Origin of the sequence: Coleofasciculus sp. E2-BRE-01, assembly GCF_040221695.1 — a bacterium.
In the GTDB taxonomy this organism is placed as follows: domain Bacteria; phylum Cyanobacteriota; class Cyanobacteriia; order Cyanobacteriales; family Coleofasciculaceae; genus Coleofasciculus.
Map to the genome: position 1 here is coordinate 19,808 of NZ_JAVKEA010000211.1, position 18,419 is coordinate 38,226.

Consider the following 18,419-nt stretch of genomic DNA (forward strand, 5'->3'; position numbering starts at 1 on the left):
CCCAATCTACGATCGCTTTTTGCTATTTCTATTTCGCTGTCTATGCAGCAGTGGGCGATACAACCCATACCCGCGAACCCAGTAGGGAGTGCCAATGAACTTGGAAAGAAATCGCCAAGGTTTACTTCCGGTAAGTACCCACCAGGTTGCCATTCCCCAGGCGGCTAGCAGTCCCGTCCACAACCAACTCAAACCCAGCAGCACTTTAAAAAGATAATATGCCCCTCCAGCAATTACTGCCCATGGAATAAACTGATCCGCTGGAAATGGTCCAATATTCGGCTTGTTACCTAGGGACTGATTTACCTTTCGGAATGACTTTTCCATTGCCATTAACCCGTAATCAGTACAGAAACGATGTCAGCTACCGTTACGGCAATGACAATAATTAAAGGAGTACGGGCTAAACCTTGCCAGTCTTCATCTTGTCTTGCCGCGTTGATAATCCGTACCAAAGCAATCCCTACATACAACAAGAACAAACCCCGCAGCACATTAAAAACCAAAGGAATAACATCCCCAGCATCAGGGAACTGACTACCTAACCAATCTTCAGCCGACTGAAAAAATTGAGCATTTGCCGGAGTTGCCATGCATTGGAGAATAAACAGCCCTCCTACAGTCAGCAAAAGGACGCTTTGCCAGCGGTAACGCCGATTGATTTGGTGCATCCACCTGAGCAGACTACTAACTTCTTTGTGCCAAACTAAATAACTTACGGCTGAGGCTCCAATTGCCGCCGCCGCCACACTGAACGTGCTAGTTGTGACCACTAAATTTGTGAGCAGCGCTCCCGATGCGCCCAACATTAACCCGGCTGTATCTTCTTTAAGAGAAGCCTTTTTAGTTCTATTACGAACAGCTAGCGTCATATCAATGCCTCTTTTTCTCGAAACAATTGCTGATATTCTTTTAATACCAAACCGGATTCACTTAAAAAATCACTCGCACCAAATAAGTCTCAAGATAGAGGGATATAGTGAATAGATGCCTGAGTGTTGAATGAGGCTCCTAGCCAGAGTTCAGTCTGTTAAAACTTGCGTTCTCTTTCCTAAGATAGAGAGCAAAACGTGCAAAATTAATAAAACTTAACATTCAAAACATGACCAACCGACAAACACCACCACCTCAACCCGCTAACCAATTCTTAGACCGAATTGACCGTCTAATTAACTGGGCTTTAGTCATAACGCTGTTTTTGGCAGCGGTGTTAGTGATACCCACAAACGTCCCCATGGGATTAGTCCTGCTAGTGCTTCTCGGCATCCTTTATCCTGACAACAAGCTTCCCAAAAGTCTTAAACTGGCTGCCACCGTACTCGGATTAATCCTCATCGAAGTCGTTCTTTAACCCCTATTCCACTCAAACAGAAATCGCTATCGCTATTTAAAACGTGACAAAAATGCCCCCGACCCATTAAGCGGTCAAAGGGCAACTATTACGTTTAACTGCTTCACGATGAATAGTAGCGAACTAGCCTTCAAACATCTGCTCAAGTCTGCCAAAATACCATCGCTAAACTTCAACTCAAAAACCCTGATCCAAACGGCAAAACAGTTCAAGATTGGTCGGCAGCGAATTGCAACTGCTACACCTTATATCGCGGCAGAATTCGGAGACAGAGCTACGGGACAATTCAACTGGGATAATATCCCCGCCCCCATCATTCTGGATCTGATATTTGCCACCGACTTTGCCATTAACTTCCGAGGTTGGCACATTGCCATCGACGTTACATCTAATCCAAACACCTTAGACGATAAACAGGCTAAATTAAATAACGTCGAAGCTAACAGCGGACTCAAACACCTCCTGGATGCCATTGGTATCGACCATTCTGTTGTTTGCTTGGTCAAAATTCCCGGCAGTCGAAAGCCTAAAATCCAACCGAATATCCAAACACTCACTCAACTCTTACGTCAGGTCATAAAAGGTTCATTGCAAGTCGGAGAACTTGCCCTCTAAAAAATTAGCTATCTTCTGACCAGTTATCAGCTCACTGGTCAGGAGAAAAAAGCGCCTATCGGCGCTAGGGAAGTGAAACAAAAAATAACCAAAGAGGTACAACCATGACTCTAGCGACAACCAGCATCATGGACTTAAACCACATCCAGTTAGTCGGTCGCGTTGGCGCTGACCCTGAGGTGCGTTACTTCGAGTCAGGCGCCACCAAATGTGCGCTGACTCTTGCCGTTGATAAGCGACAGCGCCACAGTGAAAAACCCGACTGGTTCAACCTGGAAATGTGGAGCAAAACCGCAGAAGTGGCTGCCTCCTACGTCCGTAAAGGAAAGCTGATTGGTGTTTCCGGGTCTTTGGAAATCCAACGCTGGCAAAATCCTGAAGACGGTTCTGAGCGCTCCAAACCGATTATTCGGGTTAACCGCTTAGAATTGTTGTCACCGAAACAAGATGATAACGATTCTAGCTCAATCGATAGCGATAACAACAGCGACTTAGACGACGACTGCCCAATCTAGGGGCAACAAGCGGGCATCTATCCCAGATGCTCGCTATTCAAAAGCCTATCGGCTTTTTTTTTGTGAAGTCAATTAATAAGGAATTTACCTGATGAACACTGCAACTCTTGGCGCACAGGTGACCGAAGCGACTGAAATTCGCTACACCATTGACGGTGAACGGAAAGTCGCTGTATTTAAGGTTGTGTTTAAGAGCGGGTGGGGAGACAACCAGCGTCTAGAACCGTTGAAAGTACTGGCTTGGGGCAAACAAGCTGATGTTGCCCAGCAGTTAGCCGTCTCTCAAGAGGTAATTCTCAATGGCTATCTCTCTATGAATGTCGTCGAACGAGATGGCTTCAAGGAAAAGATAGCCCAAATGACCGCTCTTGGCATCTTCACAACAGCAACTGCTACTGAAGAAATGCCAGAAGACGAACCGCAAGCTGCCTAACAGCAATCAAGATTCGGCTAGAAAGCCGGATCTTTTTTTTTCAAGTATCGCGACCGATAATTGTGTTTGTTCATTCGCTTGGCACTCTGAACCGTCCACTGTTTGATAGGCTGTAGCATCGGTACGTTTTTCAACAATTTCTGATAGCGATGAAGTCCCGTCAAAGATGCGATTTCATCAGCTAACTCCTTGCAGCAGCTTTTCGGATAGCGAACGACTTGCTCTTCAGCAAAACGTATGACCATCCAATTCCCTTTCAGAAAAAACGTATTGCGATAGCGATCACGCCAGTCATCTATTGAATGAGTCGCACGATTATTTTGAAAGCTAAACGGCTCATCTACCTCGATGTCCCAACATAGTCCAAGTTCAGGAAACATTAGGGCAAAGTCAACACTGTAGAAAGCATCCTGGTCGGGAATAGGAAACCTTAGTTGAGTGTGAATGCGTTCGCCAAAATATTGTCTCAAAACCTCTCCAAATGTGGTTTCGCTAGCCCCCAGAGGTGCATCACTTATCCCATCAGGCTGTCTAACTCGTCCAGCTAGCAGACCTGTTAACTGAAAAAGATAATCGCGTAGCTGTTCAGACCGACAGCAATCCTCTTCATGAGGAGGTGAGTATTTTTGTCGAAACCTTGAAATCAACTGAGGATATAAAATAACAGGATAACTCATGGTTTGGCAACTTTATGTATCGTAAGCCAATAAACGCCTCAACGTCATCAGTCATAATTGAGACGTTTATTGTTTGTATTCATGACTCAAATTTTCGTTTGGAAACAGGTTCAACCCACAACGCACAGAATCCTGAACTCACCTTCCTTCCCCCCAACGACAACGTTACACCCAGATTTTTCACATCTTGTTGGCAAACGGGTAAATAATCCTGATTCCATTCATACAAGTCACGCGCCTGTCTTCCTTCCTGAGATTTCGCCCAACGCAACAGCGCTGCATCATCAGCGGTCAGACGCTCTCCAGCAACATATCCACCCTTCAAAAACGAGGGAACCGTCATTCCCCCCACAAATCCCACTGCCAGCACCACCGCCGCCGCCACCGAACCCGGAACAATTCTTTGCCAAAACGAAGTCAGTTCCTGCCTGTGAGCTTGACGAATCAAACTAGCTGCCGCCTCGGAAATCGCCGCCTCCTGTCGCCGTACAATTTGCCCCTCACACAACTCCAACGCACCGACAACTTTTGCCGCCCACCGCTTAAACATAGTATCTAACTCGGCTGGCTTTTCGTTAAGCAGCACCTGAAGGGAACCCGTTGCCAAGAGAATCACAAACAATGGGTCGCTGTAGTTTGTGTAACCCGTGCGGGCAACCAACTCAAAGACCTTGCGTTTGAATTCTTCAGACTGACCCTCAATCAGCTGATCTAAAAGTGTCTTGCTCTGATGAGAACCTTCCCCTTCCTCAAAAAACTCCTCTGCCAGCTCTGAACGTGCCACCAATCATTCCCTCCCTCAAGCTACTTGGTCTTTTTCAATAACCGAGTGGTCTTCAAATGCCTCTACAGTCACTAGACCTGTTTTCTCAATAGCGTTATAAGCCTCTTTCATGAAATTAACCACCCGCTGCTTGGATAAAATGGGCAAATGCTGGCTGTCCTTCCGAATAGCATCAGCAAACGTTAATTGTTTTTGGTCAATCAAATTGCGTTCCATTGAACTCAGTTTGGGAAACTCTACTTCCAGGACTGAGTATTTCTTCTGAAGTTGCTTCAACTCGTCATACAACTTCAAATGCTCCCAGTCATCGCATAGCCCCATATTCTTAACAAAGACATGGCAAATTTTCCCCTTAAACTCCTGTAAACTTTCCAGGAAAAGCTTAATACTATCATGACCGCCCGTACACAAGAACCACTTATAAATTTGAACGTTGTATTCCTGGGCAATTTCTGAATCAATCAAGTTATTTCTCTTAATCCAATCGGTCACCATCGGATAGACCTGTGCGGGAAGATTCACAAAAACAGGTTTTTTCAATGATAAATTGAAAATCAAATCGACTTCAAAGGACTTCTTTTCCTGTTCGCTAAAAAAGACTTGATGACAGTTATCCGGATAAAAAGCTCCCACATCTGGATTGGTTCTATCTGATTCGACAAAGTGGAAATCTAACTCTTTATCCAAACAGTACTGGAGTAATACCCGACAAAATAATGATTTACCGACTCCTCCTTTTTCGCCATCAACAAAGTGGATTTGTGCCATTTTTACCTCTCAAATGAATGATTATCAGAAGTTCATGCGTTTAGATGCTCTCTATTTTTGCTTACAAACCACTTGCATCAAACTCACGAGAAGCTGCCTGAGAAAAAGCGCCCCACGCTCCATCTGATGGTTTTGATAAACCTCTCCGAACTGCCCGAGAGGAAACGACTTCTTGCTGATAAGAAACTAACTCCTCTGGCTTAAGCCCAAACGCCTGCCGTAACTGTTCAATTTGTCCCTCCAAACAGAAAATAGCCTCTTGCGCGGCGGCGGCAAGTTCTGCCTGATTTCTCACACCAGTTGCCTGATAAGCAAATGGCAACCAATAGGCTCTAATCGGCCTCAGCACCAACTCATTTGGAGACACTCCACTTTTGAGATAATCAAGAACAACACTATCCGGCGTATCTGCCATTGGCTGGAACCGGAACAAAATATCCCGTCTCTTACGCACTTGTGGCTACCTCCGTTGACTCACGCAAAGATTCGACTAAAGACTGACCAACAATGCTTTGGAAATAAAGGTACATTCCATAGGCATCGCTAATTCGATTACCCAGTTCTGCATCCCGTAGGTTGGGAGGCAGCTCTACACCATGCCAGATCACATCCACCCCAGCAAAATGCTCTTCCAACTCCCGTTTGAGATAATCGGCTGTCCCTCCTGATAAAATCACCTCATCCAGATCTCGTGGCAGTACTTCCCGCAACCAGCTTCGCAGCGCCAGGGCATACTCTGGACGACATTCAACAATTGCATTAGTCAGCGCCGCCATTTCCTCTTTGCGTCCCTCACGGGTTACCGACTGCAATAGGGGTTGCAATAGCTTCGGTGAGGGTTGTTCTCCACCAAGGGCGATCGCTCGTGCTAACCTTCCCGTATCCAGACCCGACGTGCGGCTATCTACCATCTCCACCAACCGCACAAATCCAAAAGAAGAGGTCACACGCTTGCCAACTTGTCCCCGTTCTGAAACCAGCACACTGGCATTCCGGTAGCCCAGCATCACTACTGCACAAGTCTTGCGTTTTAGAGCCATTCCCTCCGATTGCGTCCGCATCAAATAGATTCCTGCACCTTCGGGCTTACAATCAAAGTGCGTTAGCTTTACCCTCAACGTTCCATCCGGCGTCTCAAACCGCTCTAGACCCGAAGCAATCATCGCTTCCAATCGACTAGCATTCTCGTATTCCCCCGGTGGCAGTAGCGCCGCGAGCGCCACTTTAAACCGATTTCCTAAGCCCAGAGACGTTGCTGCCACCCAAACGGCTGCCAATGTTTTGGGATAGGCTCGCTCGTACTTAAGTTGAGACAACCCCGCATTCCCATGGAACCGCTTGGCGGCTAGATAACCCACAGCATAATAGCTTTCGTCAACTTTAACCCAAGCCCTATCTTGTGGTAAAGCTTCTCCCATGTCTAGGCTTAGCCGCTCGTAGGCATCAACGGATGCGGCAGGTACGCCAATTACTTCTGGCTCCATACATAACACAGTAGGCTCTCCATTTTTGCCCATATAAATCACTTTGGTGAGAGAGCCACCAAAATCTAAGACCAGAAACAAATCGGGTGGTTTTGGTTTTCGACCCATGACGAAACTCCTTTCTATTCAAGAGTAATTTAACTCAATAGGAATTGGAAAGACCTTGAAAAGACTTCATTTAATTTTCCTCAAGTTCTCCTCAAGACTATTGTTATTCTTAGCAAAGAATCCCCATAGACCACCATAACCCCTCAGACATAGCGCTCATTTCAACCTTATCCCCAACCCAATTTCATCATCTCTCTCTATCAAATGGATGAATTTCATTCACGGGAAATCAACGAATTGAGGTTGATGTTCTCTCTATCTTGTGAAAGATAACCCTCTACAGTTACTTGAGGAAGATTAAGTCAAGTTCTTCCCAAAGAGGGTTTTCATTGAGGCTATCGCCTTACCTCAAATGAAGTGATTGAGGTAAAACCATGGCACATCCCGGCGTAAATATCTATTCTGGCAGTTGTGACCCGCTCGGTGCGGCGCTGACATTTCCCACAGAACTCAGCTTTAAGAAGGGAAAAATCTTTCAGCACTATCCAATCACCGACAAGAGGGGAACCCTATACCGAGACGCAGAAGGTGCCTATCAGACTTTGAAGAAGCGCTATCCTCAAGGTTCGCCAAAACGACTGGAACTGTACATCCGCATCGCCACCGCGAAGTTCAAACAACATCCCCAACTGGCAGAAGCGATCGCCAAACGGGGTGGCATTCCCTGGCTCCAAGAGTGCCGTCACCAAACGGGCGCTCTAACCAAACGTTTTCAGTGGTGGGAAGGAGAAGGTATCAACTCACCGATGATTCGATGCCTCATTGAAGCATATCGACGATACCGATGTTCTGTTTTAGCTCAAAGAGAACCTGCTCCTAATCCAATTGTTGAGCTAGAAGAGGGTGATGTCTTTGTCTTTGGATCAAACGGGAAAGGTATACATGGCGCTGGCGCTGCACTTCAAGCCTTTGGACAAGAGTATCACGTTGAGTTGGTTAACCGACAGCAACCATGGCAACCTGGAGAAGAAGTTATCGGCAAATGGGCTATCTATGGCAGACCAAGGGGCTACCAACAGGGTCATGCTGGGGCGAGCTATGCTATCGAAACCAAGACGGACTGGCGGCGAAAGCAATCAACTTCACTATCCGTTATTCGTGTCCAGATTGAGGAGTTGGTAACTTGGGCTAACCAACATCTTGACCGTCGGTTGCTCTGTACGGCAATAGGCTGCGGTAAAGCCGGCTATTCCACAGAAGCTATTGCCTCCCTTTGGCTGGAACTGGAGCCGGAAATCCCATCCAATATCTTACTAGCTCCTTGTTGGAGAGACTATTTCAAGCAGCAAGGTTCCGTCTGAACTATAGCCCGACAGAGGATATCTGTTGGGCTATTTTTTTAGAGCGTTAAAAAAGAGCGCACCGTTCCCCACCTAAATCTTCCAAGACGCTGCATTTAAGTCAAAAAATTTATTTTGATACATCCCAACATGAGAGATAATTGAGGGATAAGTGAGGGAAATTCCACATTATTTCAGACTATTATAAGTGAATCTACCAACTTATACGGCAAAATAATACCTGTTGGTTGTTCACGATTCCGACGAATTTTCCTCAAATACCCCTCACACTCTTCCTGAGAGAGCAACGCTCCGCTTTGGTGCTAGATTGAGGAACAGGTAGCCCCCCGCCGTAGGAGCAAGCCAAGTGTTTGTTCCCCCATTTGGATTCCAAACCTTGAAGGGGAAAGGTATTAACTCTCTTGGAGTTAGCGATCGCGCCTCCCTTGCGTTGTCAATATCTATAGTGGATGAGAGAGTTGAGGCACAGCAATAGAAAGCATTGTAAGCTTCAATGGGTAAGCCCGTCTTCGAGGGAAACATGTCAATACCTGAGCTACTTGAAACCCATTACCGCGATCGCACAACACCCAAAGTATTCCAGCCAATCTTGTCCAAACACAAGGGCTGATCCAAAAATTGGTCGCCAAGCAGCCAGAGTTAATTGACGATATTGATGACATTGTTACCCAAATCACCCAACCCATTCCCCAAGCTCCAATCAGAGCCAAACGTCAAACATCCGTAGATCCCCAACCCTATCGCTCTCAGGTTAAGTCTCTGATGCGAAATGCCTTGCGCTATTGGGAAGAGGGATATGAGGATAACCCGATTGAAGAGGAATTACCTGATATTTTGGCACAGGCTCAAGCCTTTAGTGAACAAGGCGATGGCAATAATGCGCTGGTTATTCTAGAAGCCATTACCCAAGCTTGTACCGAAGATTGGGATGACCTAGTTGAGTATGGTGGGGATAGTGATTATTTAATGTCACTCCTTGATCCAGTTTGGGCTGAGGCAATTTTAAGCGCTAAATTTCAACCCGGTGAGGAAGTCGATTTACAAATCAATTTAGAGGACTGGCAAGATCGGTTGGGAGCAACGTTTAACTTAGCTTCAGCCGCCTTGCGTCAAGGGTGGGATGATTTGGCATTACAGGCTGTCTTACGGGGAGAATCAACAGATTTGTGGGAGGATAATCGTCCCGACGATGCTGACCAACTTACTCGGATACGCCTCTCTATCTTAGAAAGTCAACAACGGCAGGAAGAATACCTCAATCTTGCCCGTGCTGAAGCGATTGAACCAGAGTATTTGACGATGTTAACTCGTCTGGGGCGTGTAGATGAGGTGATGGCACAAAGAAATCAACTCACCTGTGTTGAACAAGCATTAGAAGTCGCCAAAGCACTGCGAGAACAGGATGCCATACCTGAAGCTCTCTTAATTGCTCAACATGGACTAACACTTCCAGAATCCATGCCATCTCATTCCTATTGGGCAACCCTAAGCCAATATAAACCCTTGGGCATCCATCGCTATCAACTGGCAGACTGGACGAGTAACTTAGCCGAGGGGTTGGGTGACCAAAAAGCGGCACTTTCTGCCCGAATAGAAGCCTTTAAAGCACAGCCATCTTTCAAAGATTATCAAAGCGTGCAGCATTTAGCCGGGGAGAACTGGTTAACCGTGCAAGGCGACTTGCTTGAACATCTGCGGCAATGTGATAATTGGAGTACCCAAGAAGCCCAGGTGGATATCTTCTTGCACGAAGAGTTAATTGATGATGCCATTGCCGCATTAGGACGTTATTGTCGTGACCACTTAATCCATCGGGTAATGGATGTGGCGATTTCCCATCGCCCAGAATGGGTGATTGAACAAGCTCGTCACCATGCAGAAGATATCATAAATCGGGGTAAAGCAAAGGCTTACGATGCAGCGGTGGAGTGGTTGCAAAAAGCTCGCGCTGCTTATTTCCAGTTAGGGCAACAGAGTGAATGGAATGATTACCGAACTCAGTTGATGACGACTCACGCTCGCAAGTATAAGTTGATGGGGTTACTTAAGACGATTTAAAAACTTCCGCCATCGTAACTGAATGGTTGGTTTGTCGATGAGGAGGATAAGGAGATTTACGTTTGCAGCGCTCTGTACAGCTTATTCGAGGTATTGATAATCAAGTTGTTGAGGCGGTTCTACTGACTCTCGCACAGAACCACATCAATGACTCTCCTGTTGTGAGGTTCTGCATCTGTAACCTCTCAATCCGATGAGAAATGGCTCGTTCATCGTTGAGTTGTTTCAAGGCGATAATCAACTGATAGCGCACGTAGGATGCTGATTTCTCAACTTGAAGTTAGAGAGAATAAATGGATGTTTGGAATAATCTTCAATACCCCATTCTCATCATAAATATAGCTAAACAAGGACAGTTGACCAGGAGAGACATTACCATTGCGTCCCCCATGGACAGCAATATGACAAGGTGTACACAAAGGAATTAGATTTTCCGGTCGGTTGTCCTCTGGCATAAAATTAGCATGATGCACCGATAGCGTCGCCATTGTCCACTCCGAACGGGTGAGATTTGATGGCTTTTCGCCGGGACGCAGACATTGTTTCCCACAGTGGCGACAGCGCCAAAGAGCAGCTTCTTTGACAGATAGGGCGATGTCTGACCAATTATCGGCGTAGCGCTGGCGGTTGATTGGCATCTTCGGGAGAAAGAGTATCTGGGAACAGCGATAAGCACAACTATTGTATTCGGAATGGGGTTGCTATGATAGCCATCGCTCGTACAAAGGCTCCCAGGCTGCACTTGTTTATGATATCTGCTTTTTCGTCAGCCTGTTAACGGGTTGGTATGTGAAACCGCGCTGCATTAGATTTATTTTCTGTTCCCCGCTATCCCTAGAACATCGGTTCAATCGCCGAATCATCTACTGAAATTCCTAAAAAACAGTCACCTCAGCGACTAAACAATTCCTGTTTTGACCTTAAACAAACGTGCCATGGCACGTTTGTACTTTTTCCGGGGTATTTTCCTCAAAAAATGAGGGACAAGTGAGGGAAAACTTACACCCAATTAGCGTATTATTAGCCAATTGACGCTAACCTAAGCCCTTCTGCCTTACAGTCCTGAGTAAATCTTATCAGCTATTTCCCTCAATTATCCTTCCTAAAAATTCCAAACTTGCCCCAAATAATCTTCCTTAGGATAGTTTTTTGAATAAAATAGAGCCAATGAATCAGTTTTGCGCTAGGTTAATCGATATACAGCTCCCCACTACCAGAGCAAGCCAAGTGTTTGTTCCCCCATTTAGACTCTAAACCCCGGTTAACACCCCTTCCAAAATCGGCAACTCACCCCACACCTTTCCTCCATTCCAACAAACATCACTTTCTTTTTTGAAGACCAATTGAAAATTGTGACCTGTGTTCCCATAGCTTTTCACTCTCTATCAATACTTTCCTCCCGCAGCTATAACAGGTAGCCGCCATGAACCATGAACAAAACAACTGAAATTAAAATCCGAGTCACACCGACTGAGAAAAAAAGCTGGCTGATTAAAGCTCAAAAAGCCGGGATAAGTCTTTCCGAATATCTCAGACGCTGCGCTTCCCGGCGAGAAATACCCGCTCAACCACCAGAGGTCAATTACCACTTAGTCCTCCAACTGGGTCGAATCAGCAACAGTCTCAACCAACAGGTTTTGGCGATGAACGCGGCTGTGACATCCGGACAAGACATTTCCAATATCGCTGAAGCAACAGAAGCCGTTGCACAAGTCCTCGACTTACTCAAAACTGTACAATCCCAACTCCTCAACCCACCTGAATCCCTAGACCAGAAATGATTGGCAAAATCACCAAAGGCTCCGACTTCAACAGTCTGCTACGATATATTGAAAGCAAACCCGACGCCCAATACCTGGGTGGCAATATGCTTGGCACCACCAGAGAGGAATTCTCTCAAGCCTTTCACCTGGTTTCCCGCCGTTCCAACCGAGTCAAATTTCCCGTTGCTCACATTTCCTTAAGTCCCCACCCCGACGAAAAACTCTCTACTATCCAAGTCTTGCAATTTGCTCAAACCTACCTGAACAAAATCGGATGTTCTGAGTGCCAGTGGGTTCTCTACTCTCATAACGACACAACCACCGAAGAGGGCAAAGTGCGATCGCATTTCCATATTGTAGTCAATCGGGTGCAAATGACCAATGGATTAACCGTATCCTCCTGGATGGACTGGAAGCGTTCTGAACGAACCCTCAGAGAACTAGAGAAACAGTATAATCTTACCCCAGTAACACCAAGCTGGGACAGTGAAAAACAGGCTCCTTCCACTGGACAGGAACGGCGACGCCGACGGGAGACATTCCAATACGAAAGGGGTTTGCGTTTATCTCCCCCAGAGAAACCTATCAAGCAGCGTCTCCAGGAAACAATTGACCAATTCACGTCTATTCCTCTGACATTACCTAACCTGATTAAACAACTAACCACAGTCGGTGTGAATGTCCGCATTTCTGCCAACGACTCCGGAAACCTTACTGGTATCAGCTATGGCTTTAAGGGACTCGCTTTTAAAGGTTCCCGACTGGGAAAGGCTTATACCCTAATGGGATTGCAAAAGTATCGAAACGTCAGCTATGATTCTTCCAGGGATTATCTGCCAATCCAGCAATTGTGTAACTCAAAAACACCTCCCTCTGATAGCACCTCTACAAACTCTACTCAAGTCTCTTCCACTCAATGGCAGCGCACTCAGTTTGTTGCCACGGTTCTCAAGAATTTGCTGGCTAGCCAAAAGACAAACTGTCTCAAAGGAAGGAATTACCAAGCTACCCTAAAAGCTGGACAATTATCCCTAATACATTTACCTTCTAATACTGAAATTATGAGGGCTAAATCTAGCGAAAATGCCTGGGAACCGCTTACGGCTTTTCTCAGTGACCAGCACATCATGGACTTTCAGGAGATTCACTCCCAATTAGCACAATTGAACCAATCTAAACCAACTAAAAATAACTCATTTGTTGAACTTTAATTTCTCCTGTCTATGAGGGCTTCGTCTACTTATTTTATCCTTCAGATTGAAGTGCAAAATTGTCAATCAATATCAACAACCATGCCAGTAATTATACCGACTGGAGTTTACCGAGTTGAACCGATCATTTATCCTAGTCAGGTAACAATTAGTATTTTCCTTCAAAAATCGGTCAAATCCTCCTCTAACTTAACTTGCGGCGGTCTAGGTCGGTCAGGTTTAGCCAACAACCGCTCAAAGGCTAGCTGATGGTGTTGGTCAGCCAACCACGCATGATACGTTTGACTATGAATCGTCGCCGAATGTCCCATTTGTTGCGCCGCCAGCCCAATTTCCAGACCATACTGCATACTCCGAATCGCCCAACAGTGGCGCAAATCATAAGGGCGAAACGGCATCTCCTGACGCCGGAAATACCGAGTCACTCTGTTCCCCAAATCGCGGTTAGTCTTCCCGTGACAAGCAGGCAGTTTAACCTCACTCAAGCTAAACTCCTCCACCCACTCCGGATGCAGGGGCCAGACTCGCCTAGCCCCCGTTTTCCCCGCCAAAACCCTCAACACTCCCCCACCCTGGGAAAACTCTTCTAAATCCAGATAAAACAACTCATGGGGGCGCAATCCGTAGGTCGCCAGCATCCCATAAGCCCAGCGCCAAGCGGGGTTAGACAGGCGATAGTACCACTCAACAATCACCCGATCACTCGGTAAAGAGCGGGGAGACACTTTAGTCGGAGAGTAGTTTCCGGCAAACCGCTTGGCATCAAAATCAACACCCGCTATTTTGGCTAACTTATCCAACGCCAAACAAGTCTTCTGACGGATGCGAGTATCTGGCGGCGTAGCGGCAATAGCCTTTTTGAGGATTAGTTCGGTCAACGATTGGTCACCAGGCAGGCGCTTAAACACCTCATTATAATTCGTTTCCCAAGTCGTCAGAGATTGAGGCGTTTTAGCTCGCCGCATAAAATAATCCATTTTTAGCGCACCAACCCAATCCCCAACTGTTTTATAAGGCAGGGTTCCCGTCAGACGATGGCGCAAATAAGGCTTCCAAGAAAATTCCCCACTCTCAAGCCGAAAACCCACTTTCCGGGCTTCTTTTTCCGCCATAGAAAGCCCGTCAACCGTGGCATAAACTCCCAAAGCAATCTCTTGTTGATGAGGAAAAGACTTATTACTCATTGGACGCGGGGGAAGTGTTGCCCGCAAATATAATCGATTGCCTTTAATAATAATTGTCACCCTCGTCTTATCAGTTTTCAGTCTCCTGTTAGCCTGATTGAGCAACTCAATAAATTCACAATCTTTCATCAATAATTTGGGTATAATAAAAACGAGTACACTTCAACACCGAGGGAGTTTGGAAGATGGAGACAGATACTAGGCGATCGCCCTTGCCCTTAATCGTCAAACCCTCGTTATTATGGGCATCCCACCCCGTTGACTCCCCATCGCCTCACCTGGGTGACAATCTGTCCCTCTAACCGCAAGTCAGCGTTGGGCGGTTTCCCCCCTTGAGTATAGGACAAAAGCAGACTTAAACCAAAGATGGGAAGGGGTCTAGTGTCTTCCCTCATTTTTCCCTCTGTTGGTTTGAGTCCAACAAGCAATGGAATCAAGAGAGAATCTCTATCTCATAGCCATAACCTTGCTCCGTCAAAAATAACTGTCGGTGACGGGCAAAATCTTCTTCACAAGTCCGCCGGGAAACTAGGGTATAGAAACGCGCCACTCTGCCATCGTTTTTAGGGCGCAGAATCCGTCCCAAGCGCTGGGCTTCTTCCTGTCGGGAGCCATATTTTCCTGAGACTTGAATTAACACGTCCGCATCGGGTAAATCAAGGGCAAAGTTACCGACTCTTGAGAGGACTAATCCTTTTAATTCTCCTGTGCGAAACAAGGAATAGAGTTCTTCCCGTTTCCTTTGGGAGGTTGAACCGACAATGAGGGGAAAGGCTGTCACCTTGGCTAAGTGTTTGAGCTGAGAAAGATACTCCCCAATAATCAGGATTTTGTGGTCGGCTGCTTGTTGGATCAAATACTGAACCACCTCAACTTTGCGGGGATTTTCTGCCGCCACTCGGAACTGCTGGCGACGAGGAGTAACCGCATAGTGCATTTGCTGCTCACTATCCTGGGGGATGCGAATTTCTGTACAACAGGCTGTGGCGATGAATCCTTGAGTTTCCAATTCACGCCAAGGTACGTCGTAACGCTTGGGACCAATGAGCGCAAAAACATCTCCCTCCCGTCCATCTTCTCGAATCAGAGTGGCAGTGAGTCCCAAACGCCTTCTGGCTTGGAGTTCAGCGGTGATGCGGAAGACAGGGGCTGGGAGCAGGTGGACTTCATCATAGATAATCAGCCCCCAGGAACGGGCGTTAAAGAGGGAGAAGTGAGGAAAATCAGCCGCTTGGCTAGGACGATAGGTGAGAATTTGATAGGTGGAGAGGGTGACGGGTGCGGTGGATTTAACCTCGCCACTGTATTCGGCAATGGCGTCAGGGGGTAAGTCTGTTTTATCGAGGAGTTCTCGACGCCATTGTCTCACGGAGGTTAAGCTGGTGGTTAGGATTAAGGTATGTTCGCCAACGGCTGCCATAGCTGCCATACCGACAATGGTTTTTCCTGCGCCGCAAGGAAGGCAAATGATGCCACTTCCCCCTTGGACGTAACCGGATTGATAGAAGGCTTCGGCGGCTTGTTGTTGGTAGGGGCGGATTTGGAACGGTTGACCACTGCGAGTCTGAGAACGTAATTGCAGGGGTAAGGTGTCACCTGTAACGTATCCGGCTAAGTCTTCAGCCGGATAGCCCAGATCAACTAAGGCTTTTTTGAGTAGTCCGCGAAAGCTAGGGTTAACGTGAAAGGAGACGGGGGAAAGGCGCTTTTCTAGGAAAGGGGCAACCGATTTTTCCCGGATTAAGAGTTCTGCCAAAGGCGGGTCAGCAACGTTAAGCTCAAGAAAGAAAGGATCGTCTTTTCGCTCAAGGCGGGTGAGTCCGTAACGCTCTCCCAGGGTCCGGATTTCCTGAATTACTGCTTCGGGAACAGGGTACTTGGAATAGTGATGGAGTGCGGTGAGCATCCCTTCCACTGCTAATCCGGCGGCGCGAGCATTCCAAATACTCAAGGGGGTAAGGCGGTAGGTGTGGATGTGTTCTGGGCTTTTGATCAGTTCAGCAAAGGGAGCGATGGCAACTCTAGCCCCATCAGCCTTAGGGGAGTGAACCTCTAAGAGAATGGTGCGATCGCTCTGGACAATGAGGGCATTTTCGGGGTTGTAGGACATTTAAAGGCAGAAGAATCTAAGGCAGAAGGTAGAAGAGTTTAAGGCTTTGGCAAACTATAACCTAGCTTCTGCAAAGCACGGTGAAACCGAGTTTCCGATTCAAGTGGCACCACTAAACGGCGTTCCCCTGCCAAGAAACAATACTTTTTGGTGCGGGAATCATTGGCAATTAAGACGGCGAGCGCCGGATCATTACATTCAATTAAACGTGCTGTTCCTAAATCCTGCAAACTCCCTGTCCGGGACTTGACATCGGCTAAAAATTGTTCAACGGTTTGGGGTAAAGGTTCCGGACTGCGTGCCACTAAGAAGTCTTCTAATTCTTGGAGTCTGTAACCTTCTGCGACGGCTTTGAGTAGTTTCGTTTGGTCTAAACGCCACACCGCATCAGAAACCTTCTGGGTATACAACTCCAGTAGCAGCACATCAGCCGCTGTCAGGGATTCTCCCATTGCCGCTATTTCCAGATTGGGTAAGACTCGCAAAACCGGTTGAGCCTCTGGAGAGGCTGGGATGTAATGATCCGTTAGTTCTAAACAGTAAGCGCCAAGAGGAGTCAAGCGGAAATACAGCAACCCATCGTAGCGGCTCAAGAACTCTAGGTCATCGGTTCCCCAATTGTTGCAATAGTCAGAACGAGCCTCCCGTGGAGAAATGTACGCCACATCAACCATGCCTAACGTGGCAGCATATTCAAATAGTAGGCAGAGTACATACCTGCCTTGCAACATACTCCAGTCGTGATACCCCAGATAGCCTAAACTGCCGTAGCCAGCTTCACAAATATAGAGATCCCAAGGGTTACGGGTGACTTCAAAATCATAATCGCTTGCCTGGATGTAGCGAAAAAATTCATCCACCTGAATCCAACGATTGACGGGACAAGCGTATAGTGCCATTGTAATCGCCTCCCGCCGTCCCACCACAGCGGTTAAGCTTCTTTTCCCTTTACCCGTTTGCCCTTTAATCTGATCAATACGCCTGAATTCATCCAAAAGTTTAGTTTTACGCCATTTCTGCCAAAGGGTGTGTAGGGTTTTTGGAGGAGGAAGAGTGAGGGCTTTTTGACCCGCTTTGGTTAAACGCAGTTTTTTGCCGGACAACTCGGCTAAACCGCCTGCTTGCACGAGCATCGACCAAGCAAAGGCACGGATCAAGCCTATGGGTTGGTCATAAAAGTTACCCTCTTCTGGAGGGGGATCGGTGTAATAATCTCCACCAGAAAGTATCGCTGTCATGGTTTTCAAGGTAGCCGTAGAAGGAAAGCGAGTTTTATCGCTTACAGATACCTTACCCGTATCAATCAGCCGCAGCACCGCTAGTAAGTCTTGCTGTGCGGCTCTTTCCATCAACCGCTGCTCAACAGAAACATCGACAACTTGGGTTTTAAATGTTCTACTGTTGTAGTCAATGACTGGTTGTTCTTGCTGGATAGTTTTGGGAATCTCATTCTCTGTTTTCAGCTTAGCTTGAGCCGGAGGTGGCACGAAAGCAGACAAGCGTTCCTTCAATTCCTCTGGCATCAGATAGTCGAAGAAAAATAGTCCCAACCTGGAAGGGTTTTGCAGGGTGCCATAGGCATTAACCGCACCCCAATTGGGCAACTGCCCATACTTTGCCTGAAACTGAGCCGCATCAAAGTGTGAATCCAGTGAATAAACCACTTCTGATACAGCAGTTTGTTGGAGTGGGTCGAGTTTTTCCCACTGTGCTTTGAGTTCTTTTCCTTGCAGGTAGGGCTGAATTAGGGCAACCAGTTCGGCTTTGCGGGTTGGTCGTTCGGTTGTTGGCAGGTGTGGCAGGAGTCTTCTGAGATAGTCTACAGTTTGCTGGTTGAGCGCCTCAGCAACGGTGGCAATGATTGGGTCTTTGGAGTAAGGCATCAGCACTGATGAAGGTGACAGGCTTTAGGAATTAGGGTAGCAGGAAAAGGGAGAATCCGTTTTCGCCCATCGATGAACTTGGCGTTGGTTGGCAAAGAGAATTTGTGCGCCATGGCGCACATTTTTAACCATCCTCAATTGCTTTCTATGGCAAACTGCCGTCGCAGAGCATTA

At 46.9% G+C, this 18,419-nt stretch carries 20 protein-coding genes; 8 read left to right on the top strand and 12 right to left on the bottom strand.

Going from position 1 to position 18,419, the window contains the following annotated elements; genetic code table 11:
• Window positions 1-6: 6 nt before the first annotated feature.
• Together RIG66_RS28170 and RIG66_RS28175 are read right to left on the bottom strand one after the other, a co-directional pair.
• Complete coding sequence (locus tag RIG66_RS28170) at window positions 7-327, bottom strand: hypothetical protein (RefSeq protein WP_446382536.1); 321 nt, start codon at window positions 325-327, stop codon at window positions 7-9.
• Window positions 328-332: 5 nt separating this feature from the next.
• On the bottom strand, window positions 333-872 hold the full coding sequence (locus RIG66_RS28175) for a hypothetical protein (RefSeq protein ID WP_446382538.1): 540 nt from the start codon (window positions 870-872) through the stop codon (window positions 333-335).
• Window positions 873-1,102: 230 nt separating this feature from the next.
• Between RIG66_RS28175 and RIG66_RS28180 the strand changes: the two genes are divergently transcribed.
• The 4 genes from RIG66_RS28180 to RIG66_RS28195 all read left to right on the top strand — a co-directional run bounded on the left by RIG66_RS28180 (window position 1,103) and on the right by RIG66_RS28195 (window position 2,914).
• Complete coding sequence (locus RIG66_RS28180) at window positions 1,103-1,351, top strand: hypothetical protein (RefSeq protein WP_446382540.1); 249 nt, start codon at window positions 1,103-1,105, stop codon at window positions 1,349-1,351.
• A gap of 108 nt (window positions 1,352-1,459) precedes the next feature.
• Complete coding sequence (locus RIG66_RS28185; protein WP_446382542.1) at window positions 1,460-1,966, top strand: hypothetical protein; 507 nt, start codon at window positions 1,460-1,462, stop codon at window positions 1,964-1,966.
• 128 nt (window positions 1,967-2,094) lie between these two features.
• Window positions 2,095-2,481 carry a single-stranded DNA-binding protein gene (locus RIG66_RS28190; protein WP_446382761.1) on the top strand — a complete coding sequence of 129 codons (387 nt, stop codon included), beginning with the start codon at window positions 2,095-2,097 and terminating at the stop codon, window positions 2,479-2,481.
• A gap of 91 nt (window positions 2,482-2,572) precedes the next feature.
• Complete coding sequence (locus RIG66_RS28195; RefSeq protein WP_446382544.1) at window positions 2,573-2,914, top strand: single-stranded DNA-binding protein; 342 nt, start codon at window positions 2,573-2,575, stop codon at window positions 2,912-2,914.
• A gap of 17 nt (window positions 2,915-2,931) precedes the next feature.
• Here RIG66_RS28195 and RIG66_RS28200 read toward each other — a convergent pair whose 3' ends face one another.
• From RIG66_RS28200 to RIG66_RS28220, 5 genes are all read right to left on the bottom strand, one after another.
• Window positions 2,932-3,591, bottom strand: coding sequence for a hypothetical protein (locus tag RIG66_RS28200; RefSeq protein WP_446382546.1), 660 nt, complete (start codon window positions 3,589-3,591; stop codon window positions 2,932-2,934).
• A 79-nt stretch (window positions 3,592-3,670) separates the two neighbouring features.
• Window positions 3,671-4,375, bottom strand: a complete 705-nt coding sequence (locus RIG66_RS28205; RefSeq protein WP_052307505.1) for a DUF6753 family protein — start codon at window positions 4,373-4,375, stop codon at window positions 3,671-3,673.
• 15 nt (window positions 4,376-4,390) lie between these two features.
• Entirely contained in the window at window positions 4,391-5,143 is a 753-nt protein-coding gene (locus RIG66_RS28210; protein ID WP_446382548.1) for a mobilization protein, read from the bottom strand.
• A gap of 61 nt (window positions 5,144-5,204) precedes the next feature.
• Window positions 5,205-5,597 (bottom strand): hypothetical protein, encoded by a 393-nt coding sequence (locus RIG66_RS28215; RefSeq protein ID WP_446382550.1) that lies wholly within the window; start codon window positions 5,595-5,597, stop codon window positions 5,205-5,207.
• Complete coding sequence (locus RIG66_RS28220) at window positions 5,590-6,735, bottom strand: ParM/StbA family protein (RefSeq protein ID WP_446382552.1); 1,146 nt, start codon at window positions 6,733-6,735, stop codon at window positions 5,590-5,592. Before RIG66_RS28220 ends, RIG66_RS28215 begins: the two co-directional genes overlap by 8 nt.
• Before the next feature lie 374 nt (window positions 6,736-7,109).
• Here RIG66_RS28220 and RIG66_RS28225 point away from each other — a divergent pair, with 374 nt between their 5' ends.
• Window positions 7,110-8,036: an A1S_2505 family phage non-structural protein gene (locus RIG66_RS28225; protein WP_446382554.1), complete on the top strand. Its 927-nt coding sequence runs from the start codon at window positions 7,110-7,112 to the stop codon at window positions 8,034-8,036.
• Window positions 8,037-8,654: 618 nt separating this feature from the next.
• A complete protein-coding gene (locus RIG66_RS28230) occupies window positions 8,655-10,094 on the top strand; it encodes an SWIM zinc finger domain-containing protein (RefSeq protein WP_446382556.1) in 1,440 nt (479 codons plus the stop codon).
• Window positions 10,095-10,363: 269 nt separating this feature from the next.
• Here RIG66_RS28230 and RIG66_RS28235 read toward each other — a convergent pair whose 3' ends face one another.
• Entirely contained in the window at window positions 10,364-10,732 is a 369-nt protein-coding gene (locus tag RIG66_RS28235; RefSeq protein ID WP_446382558.1) for an HNH endonuclease, read from the bottom strand.
• Between the two features lie 792 nt (window positions 10,733-11,524).
• Between RIG66_RS28235 and RIG66_RS28240 the strand changes: the two genes are divergently transcribed.
• On the top strand, window positions 11,525-11,875 hold the full coding sequence (locus RIG66_RS28240; RefSeq protein ID WP_446382560.1) for a plasmid mobilization protein: 351 nt from the start codon (window positions 11,525-11,527) through the stop codon (window positions 11,873-11,875).
• The gene (locus RIG66_RS28245; RefSeq protein ID WP_446382562.1) at window positions 11,872-13,068 is read left to right on the top strand and encodes a relaxase/mobilization nuclease domain-containing protein; all 1,197 of its coding nucleotides are present in this window, start codon (window positions 11,872-11,874) and stop codon (window positions 13,066-13,068) included. Before RIG66_RS28240 ends, RIG66_RS28245 begins: the two co-directional genes overlap by 4 nt.
• Before the next feature lie 161 nt (window positions 13,069-13,229).
• Here RIG66_RS28245 and RIG66_RS28250 read toward each other — a convergent pair whose 3' ends face one another.
• The 4 genes from RIG66_RS28250 to RIG66_RS28265 form a co-directional block, all read right to left on the bottom strand.
• Window positions 13,230-14,381 carry a site-specific integrase gene (locus RIG66_RS28250; RefSeq protein ID WP_446382564.1) on the bottom strand — a complete coding sequence of 384 codons (1,152 nt, stop codon included), beginning with the start codon at window positions 14,379-14,381 and terminating at the stop codon, window positions 13,230-13,232.
• 110 nt (window positions 14,382-14,491) lie between these two features.
• Window positions 14,492-14,647, bottom strand: coding sequence for a hypothetical protein (locus tag RIG66_RS28255; protein WP_446382566.1), 156 nt, complete (start codon window positions 14,645-14,647; stop codon window positions 14,492-14,494).
• Window positions 14,648-14,685: 38 nt separating this feature from the next.
• Complete coding sequence (locus RIG66_RS28260; protein WP_446382568.1) at window positions 14,686-16,362, bottom strand: DNA repair helicase XPB; 1,677 nt, start codon at window positions 16,360-16,362, stop codon at window positions 14,686-14,688.
• Window positions 16,363-16,400: 38 nt separating this feature from the next.
• Window positions 16,401-18,245, bottom strand: a complete 1,845-nt coding sequence (locus RIG66_RS28265; RefSeq protein ID WP_446382570.1) for a helicase-associated domain-containing protein — start codon at window positions 18,243-18,245, stop codon at window positions 16,401-16,403.
• Between the last annotated feature and the right edge of the window lie 174 nt (window positions 18,246-18,419).

Coding starts and splice junctions, on each gene's coding strand:
- RIG66_RS28265 (WP_446382570.1), bottom strand. CDS start 18,245: ATGCCTTACTCCAAAGACCCAATCATTGCCACCGTTGCTGAGGCGCTC.
- RIG66_RS28250 (WP_446382564.1), bottom strand. CDS start 14,381: ATGAAAGATTGTGAATTTATTGAGTTGCTCAATCAGGCTAACAGGAGA.
- RIG66_RS28195 (WP_446382544.1), top strand. CDS start 2,573: ATGAACACTGCAACTCTTGGCGCACAGGTGACCGAAGCGACTGAAATT.
- RIG66_RS28200 (WP_446382546.1), bottom strand. CDS start 3,591: ATGAGTTATCCTGTTATTTTATATCCTCAGTTGATTTCAAGGTTTCGA.
- RIG66_RS28245 (WP_446382562.1), top strand. CDS start 11,872: ATGATTGGCAAAATCACCAAAGGCTCCGACTTCAACAGTCTGCTACGA.
- RIG66_RS28190 (WP_446382761.1), top strand. CDS start 2,095: ATGGACTTAAACCACATCCAGTTAGTCGGTCGCGTTGGCGCTGACCCT.
- RIG66_RS28220 (WP_446382552.1), bottom strand. CDS start 6,735: ATGGGTCGAAAACCAAAACCACCCGATTTGTTTCTGGTCTTAGATTTT.
- RIG66_RS28240 (WP_446382560.1), top strand. CDS start 11,525: ATGAACAAAACAACTGAAATTAAAATCCGAGTCACACCGACTGAGAAA.
- RIG66_RS28235 (WP_446382558.1), bottom strand. CDS start 10,732: ATGCCAATCAACCGCCAGCGCTACGCCGATAATTGGTCAGACATCGCC.
- RIG66_RS28185 (WP_446382542.1), top strand. CDS start 1,460: ATGAATAGTAGCGAACTAGCCTTCAAACATCTGCTCAAGTCTGCCAAA.
- RIG66_RS28175 (WP_446382538.1), bottom strand. CDS start 872: ATGACGCTAGCTGTTCGTAATAGAACTAAAAAGGCTTCTCTTAAAGAA.
- RIG66_RS28210 (WP_446382548.1), bottom strand. CDS start 5,143: ATGGCACAAATCCACTTTGTTGATGGCGAAAAAGGAGGAGTCGGTAAA.
- RIG66_RS28260 (WP_446382568.1), bottom strand. CDS start 16,362: ATGTCCTACAACCCCGAAAATGCCCTCATTGTCCAGAGCGATCGCACC.
- RIG66_RS28225 (WP_446382554.1), top strand. CDS start 7,110: ATGGCACATCCCGGCGTAAATATCTATTCTGGCAGTTGTGACCCGCTC.
- RIG66_RS28180 (WP_446382540.1), top strand. CDS start 1,103: ATGACCAACCGACAAACACCACCACCTCAACCCGCTAACCAATTCTTA.
- RIG66_RS28255 (WP_446382566.1), bottom strand. CDS start 14,647: ATGAGGGAAGACACTAGACCCCTTCCCATCTTTGGTTTAAGTCTGCTT.
- RIG66_RS28170 (WP_446382536.1), bottom strand. CDS start 327: ATGGAAAAGTCATTCCGAAAGGTAAATCAGTCCCTAGGTAACAAGCCG.